Raw genomic sequence first — 21,381 nt, 5'->3', positions numbered from 1 at the left:
TCTTCTATTGTTCCACGTGGAACAGCTTTATTTTTTCTTCTTCTTTAGCGCGCATTTCGGCAGTAGCTGTATCCGATTTATCCGAATAACCCATAAGGTGTAAGACCCCATGAATCATTACGCGTTTTAATTCATTATCAAATGAAACATTAAACTCTTCTGCGTTTTCTTTAACTCGGTCAATTGAAATGTATAGGTCGCCCGATACATTTTTTCCTGACACATAATCAAAGGTGATAATGTCTGTTAGATAATCGTGTTGTAAGTAATCTTGATTTATTTTAAGCAAGTAGTCATCACTACAAAAAATGTAGTTGAGTTCAATTATAGAAAACCCTTCGGTATTACAAGATTCTGTAATCCATGAATTGAAGTGTTTTTCTGCTACAAGTTTAAATTCAGTTAGGTAATTGTAATTAATCATTTGCTTTGAAGTACTCTTTAACCTTAGATTGAAAATTTTGCCGCAAAGGTAAGCTTTGCCTATTTAAAATTTCAACTTCATTACGATAATTATCTAATAATGAGGGTTTAGTAGTAATAGGATTTGTGAAGTCTTTGGTATTCCTATTACTTTCTCGCTCAGATTTCTCTCCTTGCTTAAGTGCTGCATTCTCTAATTTCAACAATTCATACTGTATAGTATTGGCTTTGTTGATGGTACGTTGGGTAATTCCGTTTTCTAGAAGGTCGTTTTCAAAATCTTCCATTTGTCTGATTAACTTTTGACCTAGTTTTTGGTCGCCAGAATTAATCATATTTTCAAGTTGTTTTTCTAATTCTTGTCTTAATTTTTGCTGATTTTGATAGATTTCATAAATTTCTTTAAGTTCGGTTTCACTCATTGCACCTTGCCCTTGCCCGTTTGTACCGTTAGACCCATTACTTCCTTGACCGTTTTCTCCACCCTGTCCATTTTCACCATTTTTCCCACTTTTTCCTTCTCCATTTTCACCGTCGCTTCCGTTCTCCCCATTTTTTCCGTTAGCCCCCTGTTTACCACGTTCACCTTGTTTTCCACCTTCACCACTTTCTCCATTTTCACCCTGTTTTCCTTCACCACTTTTACCTTCTTTACCTTCACTACCAGATTTACCTTTTTGACCCATTTTTTCACCTAATTGTTGTTGCCCTTTGATGATATCTGGTAATTGAAAACCACCTTCGCTTTGTCCTGAACCTTTTCCCATTTGCATGCTCGAATTCATATTGTCCATTACTTCTGCGAGAAAATCTGCAAGGCTATTTGCTGCTGTTAAAACATATTTCTGATGAGAAATTCCTTGAAACATTTGACCATCTGCCATGGTCTCTAAAGATTTATCAATGTTGTAATACACTTCGGTAATTTGTTCATTTACAAATTCTGAAAGCTCAGCCTGGCGAAGTGATAATGCAAAAAGACTATCATCAACATGTTCGAATAAACCCTTTAATTCATTCTGATCACGAACTGTTTCAGAATATTGAGTAGCATCTTGGTCTTCTCTAGCTGTTAGTCGGTCATATAAAGTTTCTTGTTTGAATGAAAATATGATAAGGTTGTCAAGAATTTGTCTTAACATTTCAGCATCTTCTGTTACAGATGAACCACCGCTTCCACCAGAAGATGATTCGCTTAGTTGTTCACTCATTTCTTTCATTTTATCTGCGGCAGATTTTTGCTTTTTATTTGCATCAGAACTGGTTGGTTTATTTTGGTCTTCAGAGGTTTTTTTTTCAAGTTCTTCTAGTGCCTCTTTTTGGTCTTCCTCAACACTCTCTTGTTTACCTTTTTCGATATTTATATCAATTGGTTTTTTGAGCTTTTCATTGTCCTTTTTTAGGTCGTCTAGTTCAGCTGATATTTTATCAAATTGTTCGTTTAGTTTTTTTTGTTCTTCAGCGGTATTATTCTCGTTATTCTGTTCTGAAAGTTCTTCTTGTTTCTTAGCTAACTCTTCTAAATCACGTGCAATTTGTGATGTCTTTTCCGTAACATAATACCGCTTGGTTAACTCCAATAACTGCTCTAGACTACGTTGACTGTTTTGTTGTTTTTTACCTAGTTCTTCTAGTTTTTTGGTAAGGTCTTCTTTTTTTATTTTATCAGCTACTTTATTAAGTTCTTCAAGTAGTTGCTGGTTTTTCTTTGCTTGTTCTTCTTGTCGTTCTAAACGTTCTTGTAACAATTGGTTTAATTTGTCATTTTTGTTCTCTTTATTTAAATTTTCCTTTAATTCTTTACTGAATTTTTGCATCAGTTGTTCTTGCTGTTCTTGTTTTTTTAAATAGTCTTTAATTTGATTTTTATCATTAAAATTTAGACTGTTTTTTTCTTTTTGATTTTGGTTAATTTCTTCCAAAGATTCTTTCTGCTCTTTAGATTTTTGTAACGATTTATCTAGGTCTTTTATTAGGGATTGTTGGGACTCTAAATCTTTGTCTTTTAATTGATTTTCATCTAGCAATACCTGCTGGTATATTTGACTCTTCATGGTCTTGCCATTATGTATGGCATCGTTGTCTGTAACTTCGAAATAAAAACCATAATTTTTGCCTGCTTCAAGTTCTAAACCAGAGGGAAAAGTGTAATAAAATTGCTCATAGTTTGAAGTTGGTTTCAGTAGGTTTATGGTATTCTTCTTTTCTTCTTTTCCAACTTCAAAATACACAACATCTATTTTACGTAAACCGTAGTCATCTGTTGTGTTTCCGGTGTAATAAGAAACATTCGGATTCAAACTATCTAGAACTTGATTAACCTTGATTGTAGGATACCCATCTTTAATTACTTTAAAGTTATAGGTTAGATGTTCGTAGTCTTCAACATTTTGGTTGGTGGTTGTTAGTTCATAATTAAAATCATTGTAAACACGTTTTTCTAATTCGAACGTGTTGTTTTGTTTTGCTAGTTGTATTACTGTGTCTTTTGTGGTGAGATTAATCTTATCGGTATTTTCAACGTTTATTTTCCATTGTATTTTAGTTCCTTCAGGTATTACAGCGTTTCCCGTGCTTTTTACACTTTCGTTTTGTTTATTTAAATAGGTAGGAAAAACAAGATTCATGGTGAAATCTATAATGGATGGTGTCTCTAAAGCAGTTAGGGTATATTCTCTAGAATTGACTTCATTTGCTTTGAATTTAAAGTTTGTTGTAGTTAGCGGTGGTGTAAATTCATATTCATAGAAACCATTTTTTTGTTGCATAAGAATCTGTTTGTCATTTATTTCGATATATACGTTTTCTGGTTTTACATTGCCCTTAGTAGCAACCTGTATGGTGAAGGCTTCATCTTGCAATGTTTTTAAATTATCTGATAATAATTCGAACTGGAATGGTGCAGGTTTTACAAACGCCATTTCATAGTTAACTACCCGTTCATAAGTGCCAAAAAAATTGTTCCAATTACCTGATACGAACAATACCCCTATAATGGTTATCGGAATTATAGCATATTTTAAATATTTTAAGGAATCTTTAAAATCAATAGCATTCGAAAACGGAATTGGGTCTAGCTGTTTTGATCTCTGGTTTATACTTGCGAGCAATAATTCTGATTGTTGCGGGTCATTTGCTAGATCTAGTAAATTTGTCAGCCTATCTCCTACTTCAGGAAAATGCCTCCCGATTATTTGAGCTGCATCTTTTGGACCGATACCCTGTTTTAATTTAAATAGGTAGAAAATCGGTGTTAAAATGTATTTGAAAAGTAGAATTAGTTCTACGGTTATAAAAATTCCGAAAAGTATCATTCTTCCTGTTGTATTCATCCACAGAAAATATTCTACTCCTAAAATCAGTAAGAAAAATAGTAATCCGAAGGCTATAAATAATAATATACCTTTCAGTAGAACTTGAGAGTAGTGTTTTTGAATAAACTGATTTAATCGCTCTAAAATGTTGTGGTAGTCTTGCAATTGTTCTTTTTTATACCAAGATAACGGTTATCACCAATGTTTGTTGGGAAATATTTGTTAAATCAAAACACTGAGGTATTGATAACTACACATATAACTTTTAGGTTTTATTAAAAACCAATCAATTCATAATCGTAAATATTTAGTTAGAAAGAGAGGGTTATGTATCTTTACACCCTTATAAAAAAAGTATGTTTAAGAAAGTTCGTGTTCGTTTTGCCCCTAGTCCTACTGGGCCTTTACATATTGGCGGAGTCCGCACGGCCCTATTTAATTATTTATTTGCAAAAAAACATGGGGGTGATTTTATTCTTAGAATAGAAGATACTGACCAGAATAGATATGTAGAAGGGACCGAGCAGTATATTATTGATTCTTTGAATTGGTGCGGAATTCCTTTTGATGAAGGCATTGGTAAAGACGGTGGTTTCGGTCCATATAGACAGAGCGAGCGTAAATCTTTATATAAGAAATATGCAGATGATTTAGTTGAAAGTGGTCATGCATATTACGCATTCGATAGTGCTGAAAGTTTAGATGCGCACAGAAAAGAGCATGAAGAAAGCGGAAAAACATTTATATATAATTGGCATAATAGATTAAAACTTGACAATTCGTTGTCTTTGATGCCCGAAGAAGTTAAAAATCGCTTAGATAATGGTGATGATTTTGTAATTCGATTTTTAAATCCTCCAGATGAAAAATTACATTTAAAAGATTTAATTCGCGGTTCAATTCAAATAGACACCAACGTTTTAGACGACAAGGTATTATTTAAAAGTGATGGTATGCCAACCTATCATTTGGCTAATATTGTTGATGATCATTTAATGGAAATTTCTCATGTAATTCGTGGTGAAGAATGGTTGCCATCAATGGCGTTACATAAACAACTGTATGGTGCTTTTGGTTGGGATGCTCCAGAATTTGCACACCTACCGTTGATTATGAAACCCGTAGGAAAAGGAAAGTTGAGTAAACGTGATGGTGAAAAAATGGGATTTCCTGTTTTTCCGCTTTCTTGGAACGAATCTATTGGGTATAAAGAATCAGGCTATTTTCCTGAAGCGGTTATAAATTTCTTGGCTTTATTAGGATGGAATCCTGGCACGGAACAGGAAATATTTTCTTTAGACGAATTGGTAAAAACGTTCAGTTTAGATCGTGTAAATAAATCTGGAGCTCGATTTGACCCAGAAAAGACCAAATGGTACAACCAACACTATCTTCAAGAAACTTCTGATAATGAGCTTGCTAAATTATATTTACCAATTGTTGAGGCTCATATTTCAGGCGACAATAAAGCGAGTTTAGATTATGTAACTAAGGTGGTTACGCTTATAAAAGAACGTGCAGTTTTTGTGTCAGATTTTTGGGAATTAAGCGATTACTTTTTTGTAGCTCCTACCGAATACAATGAGAAAGCAGCAAAAAAACAATGGAAAGAAGATACCGCTGCAATAATGGGCGATCTGATTTCGGTGTTAAAACCAATTGCTGATTTTTCATCTGAAAATACGGAAACCCTAGTAAAAGCCTGGATTGCCGAGAAAGAATTGTCTTTTGGAAAAGTGATGCCACCTTTACGCCTATTCTTAGTTGGCGATATGAAAGGTCCTCATATTTTTGATATTATGGCGATGATCGGTAAAGAAGAAAGTATTTCTAGAATAGAGACTGCCCTAGAAAAATTAGGGTAAAATAAAATTTTCAGGAAAATAATTCTGCTTTTACTTTCCTGAAAGTTTATCTAAAACTTCCATAGCCTTTGTGGTATCTTTTGTTGCTACAAAAATATTGTCGTGATAATAAGCGGCGATAACATTGCAACTGATATTATGTTTTGTTAATGCAGTAGAAACGGCAGCTGTCAAGCCAACTGCGTCCAAGGCAGAATGAACTGTAAGAGTTATCCAAGATGCAACAAATTCGTATTTTAAGTTTAAGGCATCGGCTTTTTCTTTTTTAAGAATAATGGTGACACCTTCTGTTTCTTTAAACTCGAATAAAATATCGTCTCTAGAAATTTGTGAGATATCTTGAAGAGTCAAGAAAACATAAGTCCCTTCGTTTAAACTTGGTTTTAAACTCTTTAAAAGAACATAAAGATCAATTTCTCCTGCCATTTTAACTTGTTTGCTGTATTTTCAAAAAAAATTCGACCCTTCGGGTCTATTTAATGAATAACGCCGTCTAAAAACACCTATTTTTAATCGAATATGGGCTGTTCCGAAATTTTTATTCGCTTTTCCATCTATCTGATGACCAACTTTCCATTTCTGGTGTAGATAGAAATGTCCAAGCAATTATCCTGCTTAGTTTATTTCCCTGACCCATAGGGGTGGTTTTATGCTCGACAACTCCTACTTTTTCTAATCTGTCATAAAATGCACGTAGATTCGATTGCTTTGAAACCAAAGTTGAAAACCATGCGCAATTTTTAGCATATTGAGCACTTTCATTTATCATGTTAAGTACAAAACGTTTTTCGCCGCCGTCTGTCCAAAGCTCTCCTCCTTGTCCACTAAAATTTAACTCCGGTTTCTTAACCCTTTTTTTCTTTAGATTACTCAATTTTCGTAATGTACCCGCTTCTGCTTCTGCTTGCGTGGCATGAAAAGGAGGGTTACAAATAGCTAAATCGACTTTTTCATCAGCATTTAAAACTCCCGAAAATATATGCTCGGGTTTCGATTGAAGTCTAAATTCAACCTTACCATGTAAAGAAGGGTTTGAAGTCACAATTTTTTGTGCAGCCTCTAATGCAATTGGGTCGATATCGGTGCCTATGAACGACCAGCCATAAGCGTTATTTCCGATTATTGGATAAACACAATTTGCGCCGACCCCTATATCTAAACAAGTAATGTTTTCTCCTTTAACTAATTTTCCGTCATTACTGGCGGCTAAAATATCTGCGATATGATGTATATAGTCTGCTCTACCTGGTATGGGCGGACATAAAAAACCATCTGGTATATCCCAGAAATCTAAGCCGTACTGAGAAATTAATATGGCTTTGTTCAGCGCTTTTACGGCAACCGGATTAAAGAAGTCTATGGTTAAGTTTCCGTATTTGTTTTTCTCCACAAACGGCTTTAAATCAGTATTTACTAATTTAAGCGCTCTTAGATCGTAACGACCGGTATGTTTATTTCTTGGGTGTAATGTGGGTTTCTCTGCACCCTCGTTTTTCTTTATATCTGCCATAGTTAATCAACCTTAATTGAGTCCCCAAAGCTAACCCTAATTTTTAAGCAGTTGTATTATTTCTTCGCATGCGCTTTGGACCGTACCACAACCAAAACCCGGTAATCGTAAAAAGCAGTAGTGCCAAACCCATTATAGAAGTGTAGAAAACCTTAATTTGTTTGTTACTGGTACCTAGGTAATCATCTAAAATAGAACCATCATGAACTTGTTCTATCAGGTCAGAATATCTTCGTTCTATATGAAGCAATTTACCTGTAGCACCATCTAATTGTAATCCCCAAAAATGATCGGTATATACGAACTTGATCATCCCCTTGTCTTTTCTTATATCAATTCTATCAATTTTAGTTGACAATTCTGACGATACATCTTTTAAAAGGTACAAATTGGCGAGAGTGTGTAAACTATCAATAGGTAGCCAATGTTTTAATTCGGTCGTAGTGCCTTCATAAGATTTTGATAATAATATTCCCCCACTGTGTTTTTTCCAGCCTAAAAGAAGTCCAGTTATTGAAATAATAAAGAAGAAAGTAAATAGTGCTGCGCCTGTTGTTCTATGTACTTTTCGAAAAATACGTAACCATTTTGCCTGTAGTTGTCTTTTAGATGACTTCGCCATAAATAACTATGATATAGCTATGCAATATAACTAGATTTTGCAGGCTCGAAGAGTCCAAAAATGTTAAAAGATAGGCTACTTGGTTAAAATCTATTACATGTTAATTGATTCTAATTTCGAAAAGTATTTTTCAAAATCTTTTGATTGATAGTCGTATGGTTATTAATTCTTGGATTTGAAGAAAATGTTAAGAAGGATATTTCGTATATTTAAGTGCCATATTTTATGATAAAAACAACGAAATAAATCTTACTTAATTATACAATAAGATTTATCTATTAAAATCTAAATTACCATAGGTGAATTAGTGGTAATTTTACTCTAGAGAATTAAATACAACTAAAAATAATATAATCATGAGTAGTACTAACGGAAAAGGTGAAGCTTGGGATGTTAATGATCCTGCAGCAGCGAGTTGTCCATTTTTAAATGGTGAAATGCATCAAGCGGCTGGCGGTGGAACAACCAATAAAGATTGGTGGCCGAACATGTTAAATCTTAATATTTTAAGATTGCATTCGAAAATGGCTGATCCAATGGATGATGATTTTAATTATACCGAAGAGTTTAAATCTTTGGATTTGGCAGCTATAAAAAAGGATTTAACTGATTTAATGACCAATAGTCAAGACTGGTGGCCTGCTGATTACGGGCATTATGGGCCATTTTTTATTCGTATGGCTTGGCATAGTGCGGGCACTTACCGTATATCAGATGGTAGAGGTGGTGCAAGTTCAGGAAACCAACGATTCGCACCGTTAAACAGCTGGCCAGATAATGCCAATTTAGATAAGGCTAGATTATTATTATGGCCAATTAAGCAAAAATATGGCAAGAAAATTTCTTGGGCAGATTTAATGATTTTGACCGGTAACGTTGCTCATGAAAGTATGGGTTTACCAATGTTCGGTTTTGCTGGTGGTCGTGAAGATATTTGGCAACCAGAAGAAGATATTTATTGGGGGTCAGAAACTGAATGGCTAGGAAACAAACAGAGATATGATGAAGATGGTAACGAGTTAGAAAATCCACTTGGTGCCGCACACATGGGCTTGATATATGTGAACCCTGAAGGGCATAATGCAAACCCTGATCCATTAGAAGCTGCTCATTATATTAGACAGACATTCAAAAGAATGGCGATGGATGATTATGAAACCGTTGCGTTAATCGCAGGTGGACACACATTTGGTAAAACACACGGAGCTGCTAACCCTGACGATTATGTTAGTTCTGAACCAGCAGCAGCAGATATTACAGAACAAGGTTTAGGATGGAAGAATAGTTTTGGTACTGGATTTGGTGCCGATACAATTACAAGTGGTATAGAAGGTGCCTGGACTCAGACACCTACGAAATGGAGTCACTATTATTTTCAAAATCTATTCGGTTTCGAATGGGAATTAACGAAAAGCCCGGCTGGTGCTTGGCAATATAAGCCCGTAGGTGATGCAGGTGCTGGTGAAATGCCAGATGCACACATTCCTGGTAAAACACATCAACCGTTTATGTTGGTGACAGATTTGTCTTTACGTGTAGATCCTGCTTATGAAAAGATTTCTAGAAACTTTTTAGAAAATCCAGAAGAGTTTAAAGATGCCTATGCAAGAGCATGGTATAAATTGACGCACCGCGATATGGGGCCTGTAGACCGTTATTTAGGTTCAGAAGTTCCGAAAGAAGAATTACTTTGGCAAGATCCAGTTCCGGCAGTTGATTTTGAATTGATTAATGATGCCGATGTTGCCGCGTTAAAGAAAATTATTTTGTCTTCTAGTCTTTCAACTTCTGAATTGGTTTCTACCGCTTGGGCTTCTGCTTCTACTTTTAGAGGTTCAGATAAACGTGGTGGTGCCAATGGTGGTCGAGTGCGTTTAGCTCCTCAGAAAGATTGGAAAGTAAATAACCCAACGCAATTGGCGAAGGTAACTTCTATGTTAGAGAAGATTCAAAAAGATTTTAACGATAGCCAGTCAGGTAATAAGAAAGTTTCTTTTGCTGATTTAGTGGTACTTGCTGGTTCTGTAGCAGTAGAAAACGCGGCTAAGTTGGCAGGTTTTGATACTACCGTTGTATTTAACGCCGGTCGTACCGATGCTACTCAAGAGAAAACGGATATTGAAGCTTTTGATGCGCTTGAGCCAATAGCAGACGGATTCAGAAACTATACGAAACAAAAACTATCTGTTCAAGCCGAAGAGTTATTGATTGATAGGGCGAACTTGTTAACCTTGACTGCACCAGAAATGACCGTTCTTGTTGGCGGACTTCGAGTTTTAGGAGCAAATTATGATGGTTCTAACAACGGAGTGTTTACAGATAAACCAGGTTTACTTACGAATGATTTCTTTATTAATTTATTGGATATGGGTACCACTTGGAAGGCTGCTTCTGACAATGACACCGTATTTGAAGGAAGTGACCGTAAAACAGGTACTGTTAAGTGGAGAGGAACAAGAGCTGATTTAATTTTTGGTTCAAATTCTGAACTACGTGCATTAGCCGAAGTTTATGGAACAGAAGATGCGAAACAAAAATTTGTTCGCGATTTTAGTAGAACATGGACGAAAGTGATGAATTTAGATCGTTTTGATATTTAATATATTCGCTTTGTAAATATTAAAAAGGCAGCTATAATTAGCTGCCTTTTTCTTTTTAAATACCTTTCATTTGTTCAATGATTCTCCAAAAGTTAGTAAGTTACTGTCAGGGTCTAGAAGAGAGAATTCCTTTTGTCCCCAAGGTTTCGGCTCTAGTCTACCATTTGGGTGAATAGCCACATTATCGTTTAATAACGATTGGTATAACAAATCTATTGTAGTGGTGCGTATATATACTTGACCGTAATTTTCTTTTGGATTTAGGGCTTCGAACAAAAAGAAATGTATTTCGATATCATCTTTTTGTAAAATTAAATACTCAGGATAATCAAAGGTTCCGACTTTTTTAAACCCTAGATAATTGACATAATAGTCTATGGTTTTGTTCCTGTTTCTCATCGGTAATTTAGGATTAATAGAGACAAGCATCGTTTTTGTTTTATGATTAGGTCTAAAATTATGAATTAAAACAGGAACTATCAGTGTTAGTAAATCTTGATGCTGTTTGAACGTAACGGGTAAACAGAAAAGTAATTACAGATTATGTAATTATTGGGCTATTCTGTAACAAATTAGGTAAGAATGCTACTAATACTATGAAGGCTTTTAGTATCTTCCATTTTTAACTATAAAAGAAAAAATCATGGGCTCATTTATTTGGATTCCGATTGCGTTTTTAGTGATTTTCACTATTCTATCGGGAGTATTTATTGTAAAACAGCAAACTGCAGTACTAATTGAAACATTCGGAAAATTTACTAGTGTAAGACAGTCCGGTATTCAATTTAAAATTCCTTTTGTGCAACGAATTGCTGCACGTATTGGTTTAAAAATTCAGCAATTAGATGTTATTATAGAAACAAAAACGCTGGATGATGTTTTTGTTAAACTTAAAGTATCTGTACAATATGTTGTAATTAAAGAAAAGGTATACGAAGCGTATTATCAATTAGAATATCCACACGAACAAATTACTTCTTATGTATTTGATGTAGTTAGGGCTGAGGTACCTAAAATGAAATTAGATGATGTTTTTGTTAAAAAGGATGATATTGCTATTGCGGTGAAATCAGAATTACAACAGGCAATGTTAGATTATGGCTTTGATATTATTAAAACCCTGGTTACCGATATTGATCCAGATGCACAGGTAAAAGAAGCTATGAACCGTATTAATGCTTCTGAACGTCAAAAAACTGCTGCTCAGTTTGAAGGTGATGCCGCTCGTATTTTAATTGTAGAAAAGGCAAAAGCAGAGGCGGAAAGCAAAAGACTACAGGGTCAAGGTATTGCCGATCAAAGAAGAGAGATCGCTCGTGGACTAGAAGAGTCTGTAGAGGTATTAAATAAAGTAGGTATCAATTCTCAAGAGGCCTCTGCTTTAATTGTGGTAACTCAACATTACGATACGTTACAGAGTATTGGTGAAGCTACTAATACGAATTTAATATTATTACCAAACTCACCTCAAGCAGGTAGTGATATGCTGAATAATATGGTTGCTAGTTTTACGGCAAGTAACATGATTGGCGAAACAATGAAGAAAACAAATAAGCCTAAGCTTAAAGAATAATCAGTTTCAGGTTTAGCTTTTTAAGATGTAACCCGAGAACATATGTTCTCGGGTTTTTTTTGTGCTTTTCCCATTCGGTTCTTCACTTTTAACCCCTTAAGTTGTTGGACTTGGTAAAAACTGATTTTAACGCCGCTACAGAGTATTTTTATTTGAATTAATACCAATTAGTCTAAAAAAGGAAAACCACCTTTAGACGTGTTGTCTATAGGTGGTTTTTTATAATAAATGTTAATGAAAATAGACACCAACGATAAAGGATGCTTATACTAGCTTATCTATTGAATTTTAGCCCATGAATCGCGCAAACCAACAGTTCTATTAAAAACTAAATTATCAGCAGTAGTATCTGGATCAACACAAAAATATCCGATACGTTGAAATTGAAAACGATCACCAGGTTTGGCATCTTTTAATGCAGGTTCAACATATCCTGTAATTACGGTTAAAGAATCTGGATTTATGAAATCCATAAAATCTTTGTCCTTATGAGTATCGGGACTCTCATCTGTAAAAAGACGATCGTATAATCTTACTTCTGCTTTTACGGCATGTGCAATAGACACCCAATGTAACGTACCTTTTACTTTACGTAAGCTCTCTTCAGTGCCACTTCCACTTTTACTTTTAGGGTCATAGGTACATTGTACCTCAGTTATATTCCCTTCGGTATCTTTTGTACAGCTTTCCGCTTTTATAATGTATCCGTTTTTAAGACGTACTTCTCCGCCTAGTTTTAGTCGGAAGAATTTTTTATTTGCTTCCTCCTTAAAATCCTCTTGTTCTATATATAGTTCTCTTGAAAATGGCACTTCTCGTGTACCGGCAGTATCATCTTCTGGAGAATTTTCAGCTTCTAACCATTCCGTTTCACCTTCAGGATAATTGGTAATAACCAATTTCAATGGATTCAATACCCCCATAACTCTATGAGTGGTTTTGTTTAAATCTTCTCTGATATTAAACTCCAATAAAGAAACATCAATTAGATTATCTCTTTTTGCTATACCTATAGTATCTACAAAATTACGAATAGATTCTGGTGTGTATCCTCTTCTTCTTAGTCCAGAAATGGTGGGCATTCTTGGATCATCCCATCCTGTAACTACTCCTTTTTCTACCAATTGCGCCAATTTACGCTTACTTACTACGGTATGGCTTAAGTTACGACGAGCAAATTCACGTTGTTTAGGTCTTACTTTAGTTTCATCGTATACTTGATCTAAAAACCAATTATATAGCTCACGGTGCATTGCGAATTCTAACGTACAGAACGAATGCGATACTTGTTCTATATAATCGCTTTCACCATGTGTCCAATCATACATCGGGTAAATACACCAATCGGTATTTGTTCTGTGGTGTGCTTTATGTAGAATACGATACATAATTGGATCGCGCATCAACATATTTGAAGAGGCCATGTCAATTTTGGCCCTCAATACATGAGTGCCTTCATTAAACTCACCGTTTTTCATTTTTTCGAAGAGTTCTAAATTTTCTTCAATAGATCTATTTCTATTTGGGCTATCGGTACCCGGTTCTGTTGGCGTACCTTTTTGGATAGCCATATCTTCAGAAGACTGATTATCGACATAAGCTTTACCTTGTTTTACCAATTCAACGGCCCAATCATATAATTGCTGAAAATAATCAGAGGCATACCGTTCGGTATCCCACTTGAATCCCAACCATTCTACATCCTTTTTGATAGCATCTACGAATTCTTGCTCTTCTTTTGCAGGGTTGGTATCATCAAACCTCAGATTTACAGGTGCATTGTATCTAAGACCTAAACCAAAGTTTAAGCAAATAGAACTTGCGTGTCCAATATGAAGGTAACCATTAGGCTCTGGAGGAAAACGAAAACGTAATTTGTCTTTGGTATAACCATTTACCAAGTCCTCTTCAACAATTTGTTCAATAAAATTCAAAGACTTCGATGTCTCGCTCATGTCATTATTTTTCAGGCTACAAAAGTAGCAAAATTGCCTTAAATGGCGGGTTTAAAATAGGTACACCTTACATAAAATGAGTTTCACAACAGAAATCTTCCTTTCGACAACATAAAATTCCCCTTCGTCGTATTAAATAACATATTTGTCTAAGAAATGACGGGAATGTAAAATAACTTATTAACCGTCTTTTCAACCGTAGTGGCCCCCAAAACTACAAATACCTATGAAAACTTTGAACAAACTTACCGTAATTTCAGCACTATCCATGCTATTCTGCGCTTTTCAATTATCTGCGCAAGCAATAGTAATTAATGCTCCAGAACCTGCAGACAATCCGAACCTGTCAGGTAGTACCCCTTGGTCTGCCGTTTGTGCAGGTAATGGTGGTTTCAACGAATATTTTGTCAACATCACTTGGATAGGTACAGCCAATGCAGGTAACGAGTTTATTCTCGAATTATCTGATGCCAGTGGTAGCTTTGCAACCCCAGTAACTTTGAAAACTATTACAGATCAGAATACAGTAAAGGATTTTGATACTAGTTTTGCGATTCCTACCGACACCCGTGGAGAAGGATATAAGATGAGGGTTAGAAGTACAGACCCGGTGAAAGTAGGTAACGAATCTGCGGCGTTCAATATGTATTATATGGATGTTACTTCCAATTTAAATATTAGCGAATTAGGTAACGGAGTGCCACCAGGTACGGTTTGTAGTACAGGTGCTATTACGTTACGAGTTGATAACATTGCCAACCCGGAAACCTATCAGTATATTTGGTTTAGAAGCGGTACAGAATTAACTACCGAAACAGGACATACTTTGAATGTTACGCAATCGGGTATGTACAATGTATATATTAATTACGGACCAAGATGTACAGGTTCTGGTAATACAGATTCTAATATTGTCGATGTTACTATCGGTGGTTCTGGAACCGGTATTGCAGTTACTGCCCCTAGTAAAACTTCTTTATGTAGTATCGATACAGAAATGTTAAGTATAGACCAAACTAATGCTTCTTGGAGTTACCAGTGGTTTAAAGACGATGTTGAAATTATTGGTGCAACAGCAACTTCATATAATGTGAATGCTGCAAATGCAGGTTTCGAAGGAGACTATGCTGTAGAAATTTCTGGAACAGGTATCTGTAATGAAAGATCGGCAGTGGTATCTATAACCAATGCAGAATTATATACCGTATCTGTAGAGAATGAAATCAATATGGTTTTATTGCCTACACAAAACGAAGTATTATCAGTTACGACAACTGCGGTTACGCCAAGTTATAAGTGGTTTAGAAATGCTGTTGAAATTGCAGGTGAAACGAACAGTACACTTACAATTACCGAAGATGGTGAGTACTATGCCGAAGTTACCCAAACCGGAGGTGCTTGTTCAGTATCTTCTAAAAACTCTGATGTAACTACGGTAGTGTCTCCTGCTTCTTTTGAAATGACCATAAATTATACCGATGCGTATACATCTTGTGAAACTACAAACACTATATTGGGTGTTGAGCTGATAAACGCGGTTGCTGCAGATGGTACTAAAACAGATGTTACCAGTGCATTACTTGATGGATTTACTTATGAGTGGAGTAAAGACGGTGCAGCTATAAGTGGTGCAACTAGCAACAGTATTAGTTTGGCGTCAAATTCTGAAAATGGTGATTACGATTTAAATGCGGTAGTTGGTAGTTTCAATGTAGATTCTAATATTTTACCTGTTCAATTATTAACTAATGAAACAGTAAGTATTACAAGTTCAGGGACTGTTTTCTGTAGCGGTGGAGAAACCATTACATTAAGCACAACCACCGACTTAAGTTCAGCTACATATCAATGGCAACTAGACGGAGCCTCATTTAATACTACAGATGGGATATTAACAGTTTCTACTGCGGGTACATATACTTTAGCGATAGATAGAGATGGTTGTTCTTTAATCTCTAATGAGATTGTCGTAACACCCTTAGATGAAAACCTAATTACACTTGACCCAGGTACAGAAATAGTAATGCCAGAAGGTACTACAAGATTGGTTACAGCAAGCGGAGGAACAGCCTATAGATGGTTAGATGCCAATTCGGTAGAAGTAAGCAACTCTGATAGTGTAAACTTTACCGAAGCTGGTAGTTATACCCTAATAGCTTCTATTGACAACTGTGAGATTATTAGACAGATAGAAGTAAGCTATTTAGACACTTTTAAAGTGCCTAATGTAATTACCGTGAATGGAGATGGTATTAATGATCAGTGGATCATACCGAACTCTTATTCTAATAAAGCCGATGTCAATGTAATTATCTACAATGAGCAAGGACAAGAAATTGTAAACGAATTCGATTATAAAAATAACTGGCCGCAGTCAACTACTGCGTTCACCAAACAAAACATGGTATTCTATTATAAAATTAGAAATGCCAGTGAAGTACTTAAACAAGGTACGATCACAGTAATACGTTAAGCTCACCATGCTAAAGAAAAGTGTTTTATATCTATTGTTATTTGTGTTAGCTATCATGAAGGTTAGCGGGCAAGAGGAAAATCCGTTTGTATCATACGATGTTCCTGCCCAGAACCTTTTGAAGTATAACCGATTTTTAATCAACCCAACGTTTTCAACGGTTAGGGAAGATAAATCTTATATCAATTTGTTACACCGAAACCAATCGGTACAATTTGATGATAACAATCAAAACTATTTCTTAAGCTATAGTGGACGTATTAATGATAAAACCGGATTAGGACTTAGTCTATATTCTCAAAGAGAAGGTATCTTAAGTAACTTTGGTGTGTTGGCAAATTATGCCTACGGTATTAAATTAAACGACAAGAGTAACTTTACTTTTGGTGCAAACGTTTCTTACTACCAAAGTGGTTTTGATAACGGTAGAGCATCTACTGTAGAAGAGGATCCATTTTTAGCCGGATTGCAAGATCAGAACCTTTTATCATTTCAGCCTGGTTTTAACCTTTCTTACGGTAAGTTCGATGTTGGTGTTTTTGCAGAAAACCTTTTTGATTACAACTTAAAGACAAGCGAATCGGTAACGGAATTTAAAGACAAAACATATTCTGGGCACTTACAATATACCCATCAGTTTGAAAAGCAAGATGGTATTTTTGAACAAGGTCGTTTAATGCCTTTGGCAAGAGTTAGAAAAGTAGGTGAAGAAGATGTTACTTTAGGAGGAAGTTTAATTCTTGACCTTCCAAAATTAGGATGGATTCAAGGTGGATATGATAGTTTTTATGGCGCAGCCGCAGGTGTAGGTTTTAACCTTAACCAAAGAATTTCTTTAGGCTATACCATGGAAAAAGGATTGTCTAACAACTTTGATAATTTTGGAGTTACGCATGAGATATCATTTGCCTATTCATTCTCTCCAAACCTTACCGAAGATAGGGTAATGTTAGAAGATGACTTTGAAGATGATTTAGTGCAGAATGATGAAGAGCCTGAGAATATTGCAACGAATGAAGAGATAGAGGAGTTGAAGATGAAATTGGCAGAAAACGATGCCATCATCGAAGAACTAATGTTTCGTCAAGATTCTTTAGAAGCTATTCGCCAATCTGATTTAGAAAGACGTTTTGCTATGGTAATGCGTATGGTTCGTAATGAAACAAACGGAGAAAGACCAGATCTTGAGAATAAAGCAAAAGAGCTCTTTCTTGATGAGAATGGTAACACTGAAGTTGCTTCTGGTTATAACCCGAGTAATTCCGGAGATTTAAATACCGATAGTTATAACGCAAGTAATTCAGGTCAGTCGGTTACTAATAATTTAGCTAATCAAACACAACAAGATAGGGTAGCAGTGGTAACAAACGAAAGAAAAGACCCTATCGTAGCAAGACAAGAAGTTGCAGAAAATACAGATACCAATTCTTCTGTTGATAACAGATTTAAAGAACAAGTGCAGCCAAAAGATGCTGTAGTTGCAAATAGACCAAGAAACACAAACACTCCTGTTGCTAAAGCAACTAGAGAAGTGGCTCAAGACGGAGTAAAAAGCCAAAGGTTTAAAGACTTACCTGACGTTACAGACGGTTATTATGTAGTTGCCAATGTATACAAAGGTGGGCAGTACATGAATAACTTTATTGATGGCTTAAATGAGCAGGGTATTAATGCCGATTATATTGATAACCCTAATACAGGTTTAAAGTATGTATACTTACAACGATATGATACCTTTGCAGAAGCTGTAGCGGCGCACGATAATAAACTGAACGGTACATATAATGGTCCTACTTGGATTATGAATGTTGATAATAAATACACCAATGAGGCTTATGCTAGTAATGTAAATAAAATCAAAGAGAAATCTTCTAAGTATGATTCTAGTATTCTTACTTCTAATGAAGTGGTAAGAGATAATGTAGATTCTAGAGAAGTGGATTCAAAATCATATGTTATTGAGGGTGCCGGTTCTGGTTATTATCTTATTGCAAATGTATTCGCCAACCCTAAAAATGCAAAACGATTTGTTGCCTTGCTTAATTCATTCGGATTAAGCGCGAGTTACTTTATCAACCCTAAGAACAATTACAGATACGTATACCTTAAAAAGCACGACTCTTGGACGAATGCTTTGATTTCTTACTACTCTAAGTTAAACGACGCTTACAATGACAAAATGTGGATTATGAGGGTCAATCATGAACTGCTGGTTTAGAACGACTATAGGTTAACATAACGATTATACAAAGCCCTTATCATCTAAGATGATAAGGGCTTTGTTTTTACTATTGATTACAAGGTTAAAGCTATTGACAAAAGTACTTATTCATATCTTTAATATACTTATCATTATATTTTACTGCCTTTTGATTCAACAACATTATATATAAGTTAAATTGAATATGTTCATCTAAAGACTGATTAACATACAGATTGGTATTTTAAATTTTTTCAATACTTTATTTGTTGATTTGATTTCCGATCGTTGTGATGTTTCTATAAGTTTTATACTAGTATTTTTCACAACTCCGTAGGCCTTAAATTTCGGTGAAAATATATTTGAATATATAAGTTCAAACTAAATTCTTGTCAAGCCAATCGCAATTAAATTGCTAAGATGTAAAGTCAACTTACCTTTTTCAAATGTGATTTTCTGAACGATAATCTTCTTGATGATTGTTTGATTTTATAATAAGATATTCATCTTCTAAATATCAACATATCTCTTCTTTATTTGCTAACTAAAACCATTCACTATTTTAAATAATCAATAGGTGCTGTTCTTCTTCAAATCTAAAAGTTACCCCAACTATATGGCTAAAATTATCTTGTAGGCAAACTCCAGGTCGAGTAACTTGAACTTTTTCAATCTTCCATGTACCGATTAATTCATTTTCCAACTCAACTTCAGATGCAACTTGAACTTGAATTAGTATAAGAAGTACTATTAGTATTCCTTTCATAAGCTCAAGACGAATGAAATCACCTTAGGTACTTGAGGTTAAAATTAAGGACCAACTTTAAAATACTAACTAATCATATTGGAAAGTACTTGTACATCAGTTGGAATAGTTCTTGTTTTTACTAATTTATGAGAAAACCAATAATCTTGCTAATCCTCTTTTTTGCTCAATTATGTTTTGGTCAAGAGAAAGAAATATCTAAATCTTTTCTAATTGATTGTTGGAAGGTTTATAAGACTATAAAAGAAGGTTATGCTGAAATTACAGTTTATAAGCGGAGTAGAACTTTGAAAATCGGTAACGAACTTCGTTTTTTTAGTACAGGCGAATATCGCATAACCTTTAATTCTGGTAAGAGAATAGGGCGTCGGTGCGGAAATGAAATTCGCTCGGGAGGGATTAATGGATATTATCGTTTTAATTCCCAAGAACAATTGGTAACCCTCGAAAGCTACAATACTGATCCTATTATTAATTGGAGTCTTGTATGGATTGATGAGAATTCATTTGGAGTAAAAAAAGCAAAAAATAACATCACTTATAATTAAGCAAGTCTTTTTGCTATAGGTATTTGCCAATCGACACTAAAAAAAACACTAAGCAAGTAACCGGAAACCAAACAGATTTCCGGATGTTACTTGTTATATTAAATCTTGATAATCAAGATTATTTTTTTTCCCCATTTAAATTGAAATCCGTTTTTTGAAAATCAACCTAGCCGATATTTATTTTCAATATTATCTACGCTTTTTGTTTACAACGCTATACTTACAAATGCTGTTTTCCTCATATCTAATTCTATGCTCAGATAACAGTTGTGTAATTATTTCTCTGGTTTCATTTTCATCTAGTTGAATTTTTTCTCCTAAGTCAACTTCATTTAATTGATTCTTATTTTCAATTAATGCTTTAAAATATCTGTCTTTATTATCCATGTTTTTGTTTTTTTACGGCTATCATCATATGCGGACTAAAAGGTAAAATGTAGCTGTCGTTTTCTGTAATTTTTAATAATTCAATTAAGTTCTCCCTCTTTTTATCATTCTGCATATTTGCAAAGAAGTCTTTATCAAGCCAAGTAATTCCTTCAACCGCATATGTATTCAAGTAGGTTAAATCTTAATGTCTGAATTCTTCTTTTAATTGCTCGGGATGGTGATAATATGCCTCAGCTAAAAGCCAAGGAAAATCATCTGGCGGATTGTGTATTCCTGTAGTCAATTCATTCTTACACATTTCAAAGAAAGAACTTTTATGTATTAGACCATTTAAGAGCCCAACTAAAGTTGATGCCGTATAATTGATAGCGAACCCGAGAATGATACCGCCATTTTTTAAAACACGTTGAGCTTCTATATTGGTTAATTCTCGATCTTCTTTTTTCTGAAGATGATAAAGAGGTCCATGAAGTAGTATTAGATCTGCATAATTATTTCTGAAGTCTAATTTTCTAGATTCACCTAAATGAACGGAGAACTTGTTCTTTAATTTCTTAGCCCTATTTTCTGCTAGTTGTAAATGTTTAGCAACGGGTTCTACTAAATGAACTTCATGACCTTTTTTGGCAAGCCATTCAGCATACTTACCTGTACCGCCGCCAACATCTATAATCTTTGAAGGTGATGCAAAAAGGTACTTTTCTATGATCCATTTAATTCTTTCGAATTCAAATACACCCATGCCTTTTTCAAGTCTGGTTTCTTCAGATGCTTTGTTATAGAACACCTCTATGTTTTTTGATATTAATTGCTCACTTTTCATTTTTATTTCAGGGTAATAACATCACACTTAAAATTGCAAAATGCAATTGAAGAGATAATGCAATCGATTTTTCAATCAATCGTTTTTGTTTAAAATTTTATAAAACAATGGGTTGTTATTATCTGTGCATTAGAAACCTTCTATGCATTTGGCACTCGTTGGTCGAGTTCGTCTTTTTAGAAAGACCTAGATAATATGTAGAGTTAATATAACAGATTTTAAAGATAGCCAATCTTATTTAATACCTATCGTAGGTTATAGACTATTAACTAGGTTAGGGTTTAAATAAGACCACTCATGTCACTTTTTAGCTTCTTTT

17 protein-coding genes are annotated in these 21,381 nt (G+C 34.8%); 6 read left to right on the top strand and 11 right to left on the bottom strand.

The window, feature by feature from the left end:
- Positions 1–4 precede the first annotated feature (4 nt).
- Positions 5–424: an rRNA maturation RNase YbeY gene (ybeY, locus tag ACEN2N_RS10490; RefSeq protein WP_441824277.1), complete on the bottom strand. Its 420-nt coding sequence runs from the start codon at positions 422–424 to the stop codon at positions 5–7.
- Positions 417–3,902, bottom strand: coding sequence for a hypothetical protein (locus tag ACEN2N_RS10485; RefSeq protein WP_441824276.1), 3,486 nt, complete (start codon positions 3,900–3,902; stop codon positions 417–419). The genes ybeY and ACEN2N_RS10485 overlap by 8 nt, the downstream gene beginning before the upstream one ends.
- 191 nt (positions 3,903–4,093) lie before the next feature.
- Here ACEN2N_RS10485 and gltX point away from each other — a divergent pair, with 191 nt between their 5' ends.
- Complete coding sequence (gltX, locus tag ACEN2N_RS10480) at positions 4,094–5,602, top strand: glutamate--tRNA ligase (RefSeq protein WP_441824275.1); 1,509 nt, start codon at positions 4,094–4,096, stop codon at positions 5,600–5,602.
- A gap of 30 nt (positions 5,603–5,632) precedes the next feature.
- On the opposite strand, the gene ACEN2N_RS10475 is transcribed toward gltX, so the two are convergent.
- From ACEN2N_RS10475 to ACEN2N_RS10465, 3 genes are all read right to left on the bottom strand, one after another.
- Positions 5,633–6,028 carry an ACT domain-containing protein gene (locus ACEN2N_RS10475; protein ID WP_441824274.1) on the bottom strand — a complete coding sequence of 132 codons (396 nt, stop codon included), beginning with the start codon at positions 6,026–6,028 and terminating at the stop codon, positions 5,633–5,635.
- Positions 6,029–6,140: 112 nt separating this feature from the next.
- Positions 6,141–7,112 (bottom strand): 23S rRNA (adenine(1618)-N(6))-methyltransferase RlmF, encoded by a 972-nt coding sequence (gene rlmF, locus ACEN2N_RS10470; protein WP_441824273.1) that lies wholly within the window; start codon positions 7,110–7,112, stop codon positions 6,141–6,143.
- 43 nt (positions 7,113–7,155) lie between these two features.
- Entirely contained in the window at positions 7,156–7,734 is a 579-nt protein-coding gene (locus ACEN2N_RS10465; protein ID WP_441824272.1) for a PepSY domain-containing protein, read from the bottom strand.
- 356 nt (positions 7,735–8,090) lie between these two features.
- Here ACEN2N_RS10465 and katG point away from each other — a divergent pair, with 356 nt between their 5' ends.
- A complete protein-coding gene (katG, locus tag ACEN2N_RS10460) occupies positions 8,091–10,334 on the top strand; it encodes a catalase/peroxidase HPI (RefSeq protein WP_441824271.1) in 2,244 nt (747 codons plus the stop codon).
- A 66-nt stretch (positions 10,335–10,400) separates the two neighbouring features.
- Here the strand turns inward: katG and ACEN2N_RS10455 are convergent, their stop codons facing one another.
- On the bottom strand, positions 10,401–10,763 hold the full coding sequence (locus ACEN2N_RS10455) for a bleomycin resistance protein (RefSeq protein WP_441824270.1): 363 nt from the start codon (positions 10,761–10,763) through the stop codon (positions 10,401–10,403).
- A gap of 214 nt (positions 10,764–10,977) precedes the next feature.
- Here ACEN2N_RS10455 and ACEN2N_RS10450 point away from each other — a divergent pair, with 214 nt between their 5' ends.
- Entirely contained in the window at positions 10,978–11,907 is a 930-nt protein-coding gene (locus ACEN2N_RS10450; RefSeq protein ID WP_441824269.1) for an SPFH domain-containing protein, read from the top strand.
- A 278-nt stretch (positions 11,908–12,185) separates the two neighbouring features.
- Here ACEN2N_RS10450 and ACEN2N_RS10445 read toward each other — a convergent pair whose 3' ends face one another.
- A complete protein-coding gene (locus tag ACEN2N_RS10445; protein ID WP_441824268.1) occupies positions 12,186–13,862 on the bottom strand; it encodes a glutamine--tRNA ligase/YqeY domain fusion protein in 1,677 nt (558 codons plus the stop codon).
- 226 nt (positions 13,863–14,088) lie between these two features.
- Here ACEN2N_RS10445 and ACEN2N_RS10440 point away from each other — a divergent pair, with 226 nt between their 5' ends.
- Together ACEN2N_RS10440 and ACEN2N_RS10435 are read left to right on the top strand one after the other, a co-directional pair.
- The gene (locus ACEN2N_RS10440; protein ID WP_441824267.1) at positions 14,089–16,335 is read left to right on the top strand and encodes a gliding motility-associated C-terminal domain-containing protein; all 2,247 of its coding nucleotides are present in this window, start codon (positions 14,089–14,091) and stop codon (positions 16,333–16,335) included.
- A gap of 7 nt (positions 16,336–16,342) precedes the next feature.
- A complete protein-coding gene (locus ACEN2N_RS10435; RefSeq protein WP_441824266.1) occupies positions 16,343–18,553 on the top strand; it encodes a PorP/SprF family type IX secretion system membrane protein in 2,211 nt (736 codons plus the stop codon).
- A 544-nt stretch (positions 18,554–19,097) separates the two neighbouring features.
- Here ACEN2N_RS10435 and ACEN2N_RS10430 read toward each other — a convergent pair.
- A complete protein-coding gene (locus ACEN2N_RS10430; RefSeq protein WP_441824265.1) occupies positions 19,098–19,301 on the bottom strand; it encodes a hypothetical protein in 204 nt (67 codons plus the stop codon).
- 128 nt (positions 19,302–19,429) lie between these two features.
- Between ACEN2N_RS10430 and ACEN2N_RS10425 the strand changes: the two genes are divergently transcribed.
- Positions 19,430–19,849: a hypothetical protein gene (locus ACEN2N_RS10425; protein WP_441824264.1), complete on the top strand. Its 420-nt coding sequence runs from the start codon at positions 19,430–19,432 to the stop codon at positions 19,847–19,849.
- 189 nt (positions 19,850–20,038) lie between these two features.
- On the opposite strand, the gene ACEN2N_RS10420 is transcribed toward ACEN2N_RS10425, so the two are convergent.
- The 3 genes from ACEN2N_RS10420 to ACEN2N_RS10410 are packed head-to-tail and all read right to left on the bottom strand — an operon-like array spanning position 20,039 to position 21,062.
- Positions 20,039–20,236 carry a hypothetical protein gene (locus ACEN2N_RS10420; protein WP_441824263.1) on the bottom strand — a complete coding sequence of 66 codons (198 nt, stop codon included), beginning with the start codon at positions 20,234–20,236 and terminating at the stop codon, positions 20,039–20,041.
- Positions 20,229–20,408 carry a hypothetical protein gene (locus tag ACEN2N_RS10415; RefSeq protein WP_441824262.1) on the bottom strand — a complete coding sequence of 60 codons (180 nt, stop codon included), beginning with the start codon at positions 20,406–20,408 and terminating at the stop codon, positions 20,229–20,231. The genes ACEN2N_RS10420 and ACEN2N_RS10415 overlap by 8 nt, the downstream gene beginning before the upstream one ends.
- Positions 20,409–20,420: 12 nt before the next feature.
- Positions 20,421–21,062 carry a class I SAM-dependent methyltransferase gene (locus tag ACEN2N_RS10410; RefSeq protein ID WP_441824261.1) on the bottom strand — a complete coding sequence of 214 codons (642 nt, stop codon included), beginning with the start codon at positions 21,060–21,062 and terminating at the stop codon, positions 20,421–20,423.
- Positions 21,063–21,381: the final 319 nt, after the last annotated feature.

It is taken from the genome of Maribacter spongiicola, from assembly GCF_052119685.1.
GTDB classification, from domain to species: Bacteria; Bacteroidota; Bacteroidia; order Flavobacteriales; family Flavobacteriaceae; genus Maribacter; species Maribacter spongiicola_A.
Note: the sequence above shows the minus strand (reverse complement) of the source record. Positions and strands in the feature narration are given on the sequence as shown.

Bases quoted from the DNA above. Each gene is read 5' to 3' on its own strand.
- ACEN2N_RS10435 (WP_441824266.1), top strand. From the start codon at position 16,343: ATGCTAAAGAAAAGTGTTTTATATCTATTGTTATTTGTGTTAGCTATC.
- ACEN2N_RS10420 (WP_441824263.1), bottom strand. From the start codon at position 20,236: ATGGATAATAAAGACAGATATTTTAAAGCATTAATTGAAAATAAGAAT.
- ACEN2N_RS10440 (WP_441824267.1), top strand. From the start codon at position 14,089: ATGAAAACTTTGAACAAACTTACCGTAATTTCAGCACTATCCATGCTA.
- ACEN2N_RS10475 (WP_441824274.1), bottom strand. From the start codon at position 6,028: ATGGCAGGAGAAATTGATCTTTATGTTCTTTTAAAGAGTTTAAAACCA.
- ACEN2N_RS10455 (WP_441824270.1), bottom strand. From the start codon at position 10,763: ATGCTTGTCTCTATTAATCCTAAATTACCGATGAGAAACAGGAACAAA.
- ACEN2N_RS10450 (WP_441824269.1), top strand. From the start codon at position 10,978: ATGGGCTCATTTATTTGGATTCCGATTGCGTTTTTAGTGATTTTCACT.
- rlmF (WP_441824273.1), bottom strand. From the start codon at position 7,112: ATGGCAGATATAAAGAAAAACGAGGGTGCAGAGAAACCCACATTACAC.
- ACEN2N_RS10445 (WP_441824268.1), bottom strand. From the start codon at position 13,862: ATGAGCGAGACATCGAAGTCTTTGAATTTTATTGAACAAATTGTTGAA.
- ybeY (WP_441824277.1), bottom strand. From the start codon at position 424: ATGATTAATTACAATTACCTAACTGAATTTAAACTTGTAGCAGAAAAA.
- katG (WP_441824271.1), top strand. From the start codon at position 8,091: ATGAGTAGTACTAACGGAAAAGGTGAAGCTTGGGATGTTAATGATCCT.
- ACEN2N_RS10465 (WP_441824272.1), bottom strand. From the start codon at position 7,734: ATGGCGAAGTCATCTAAAAGACAACTACAGGCAAAATGGTTACGTATT.
- gltX (WP_441824275.1), top strand. From the start codon at position 4,094: ATGTTTAAGAAAGTTCGTGTTCGTTTTGCCCCTAGTCCTACTGGGCCT.
- ACEN2N_RS10410 (WP_441824261.1), bottom strand. From the start codon at position 21,062: ATGAAAAGTGAGCAATTAATATCAAAAAACATAGAGGTGTTCTATAAC.
- ACEN2N_RS10425 (WP_441824264.1), top strand. From the start codon at position 19,430: ATGAGAAAACCAATAATCTTGCTAATCCTCTTTTTTGCTCAATTATGT.
- ACEN2N_RS10430 (WP_441824265.1), bottom strand. From the start codon at position 19,301: ATGAAAGGAATACTAATAGTACTTCTTATACTAATTCAAGTTCAAGTT.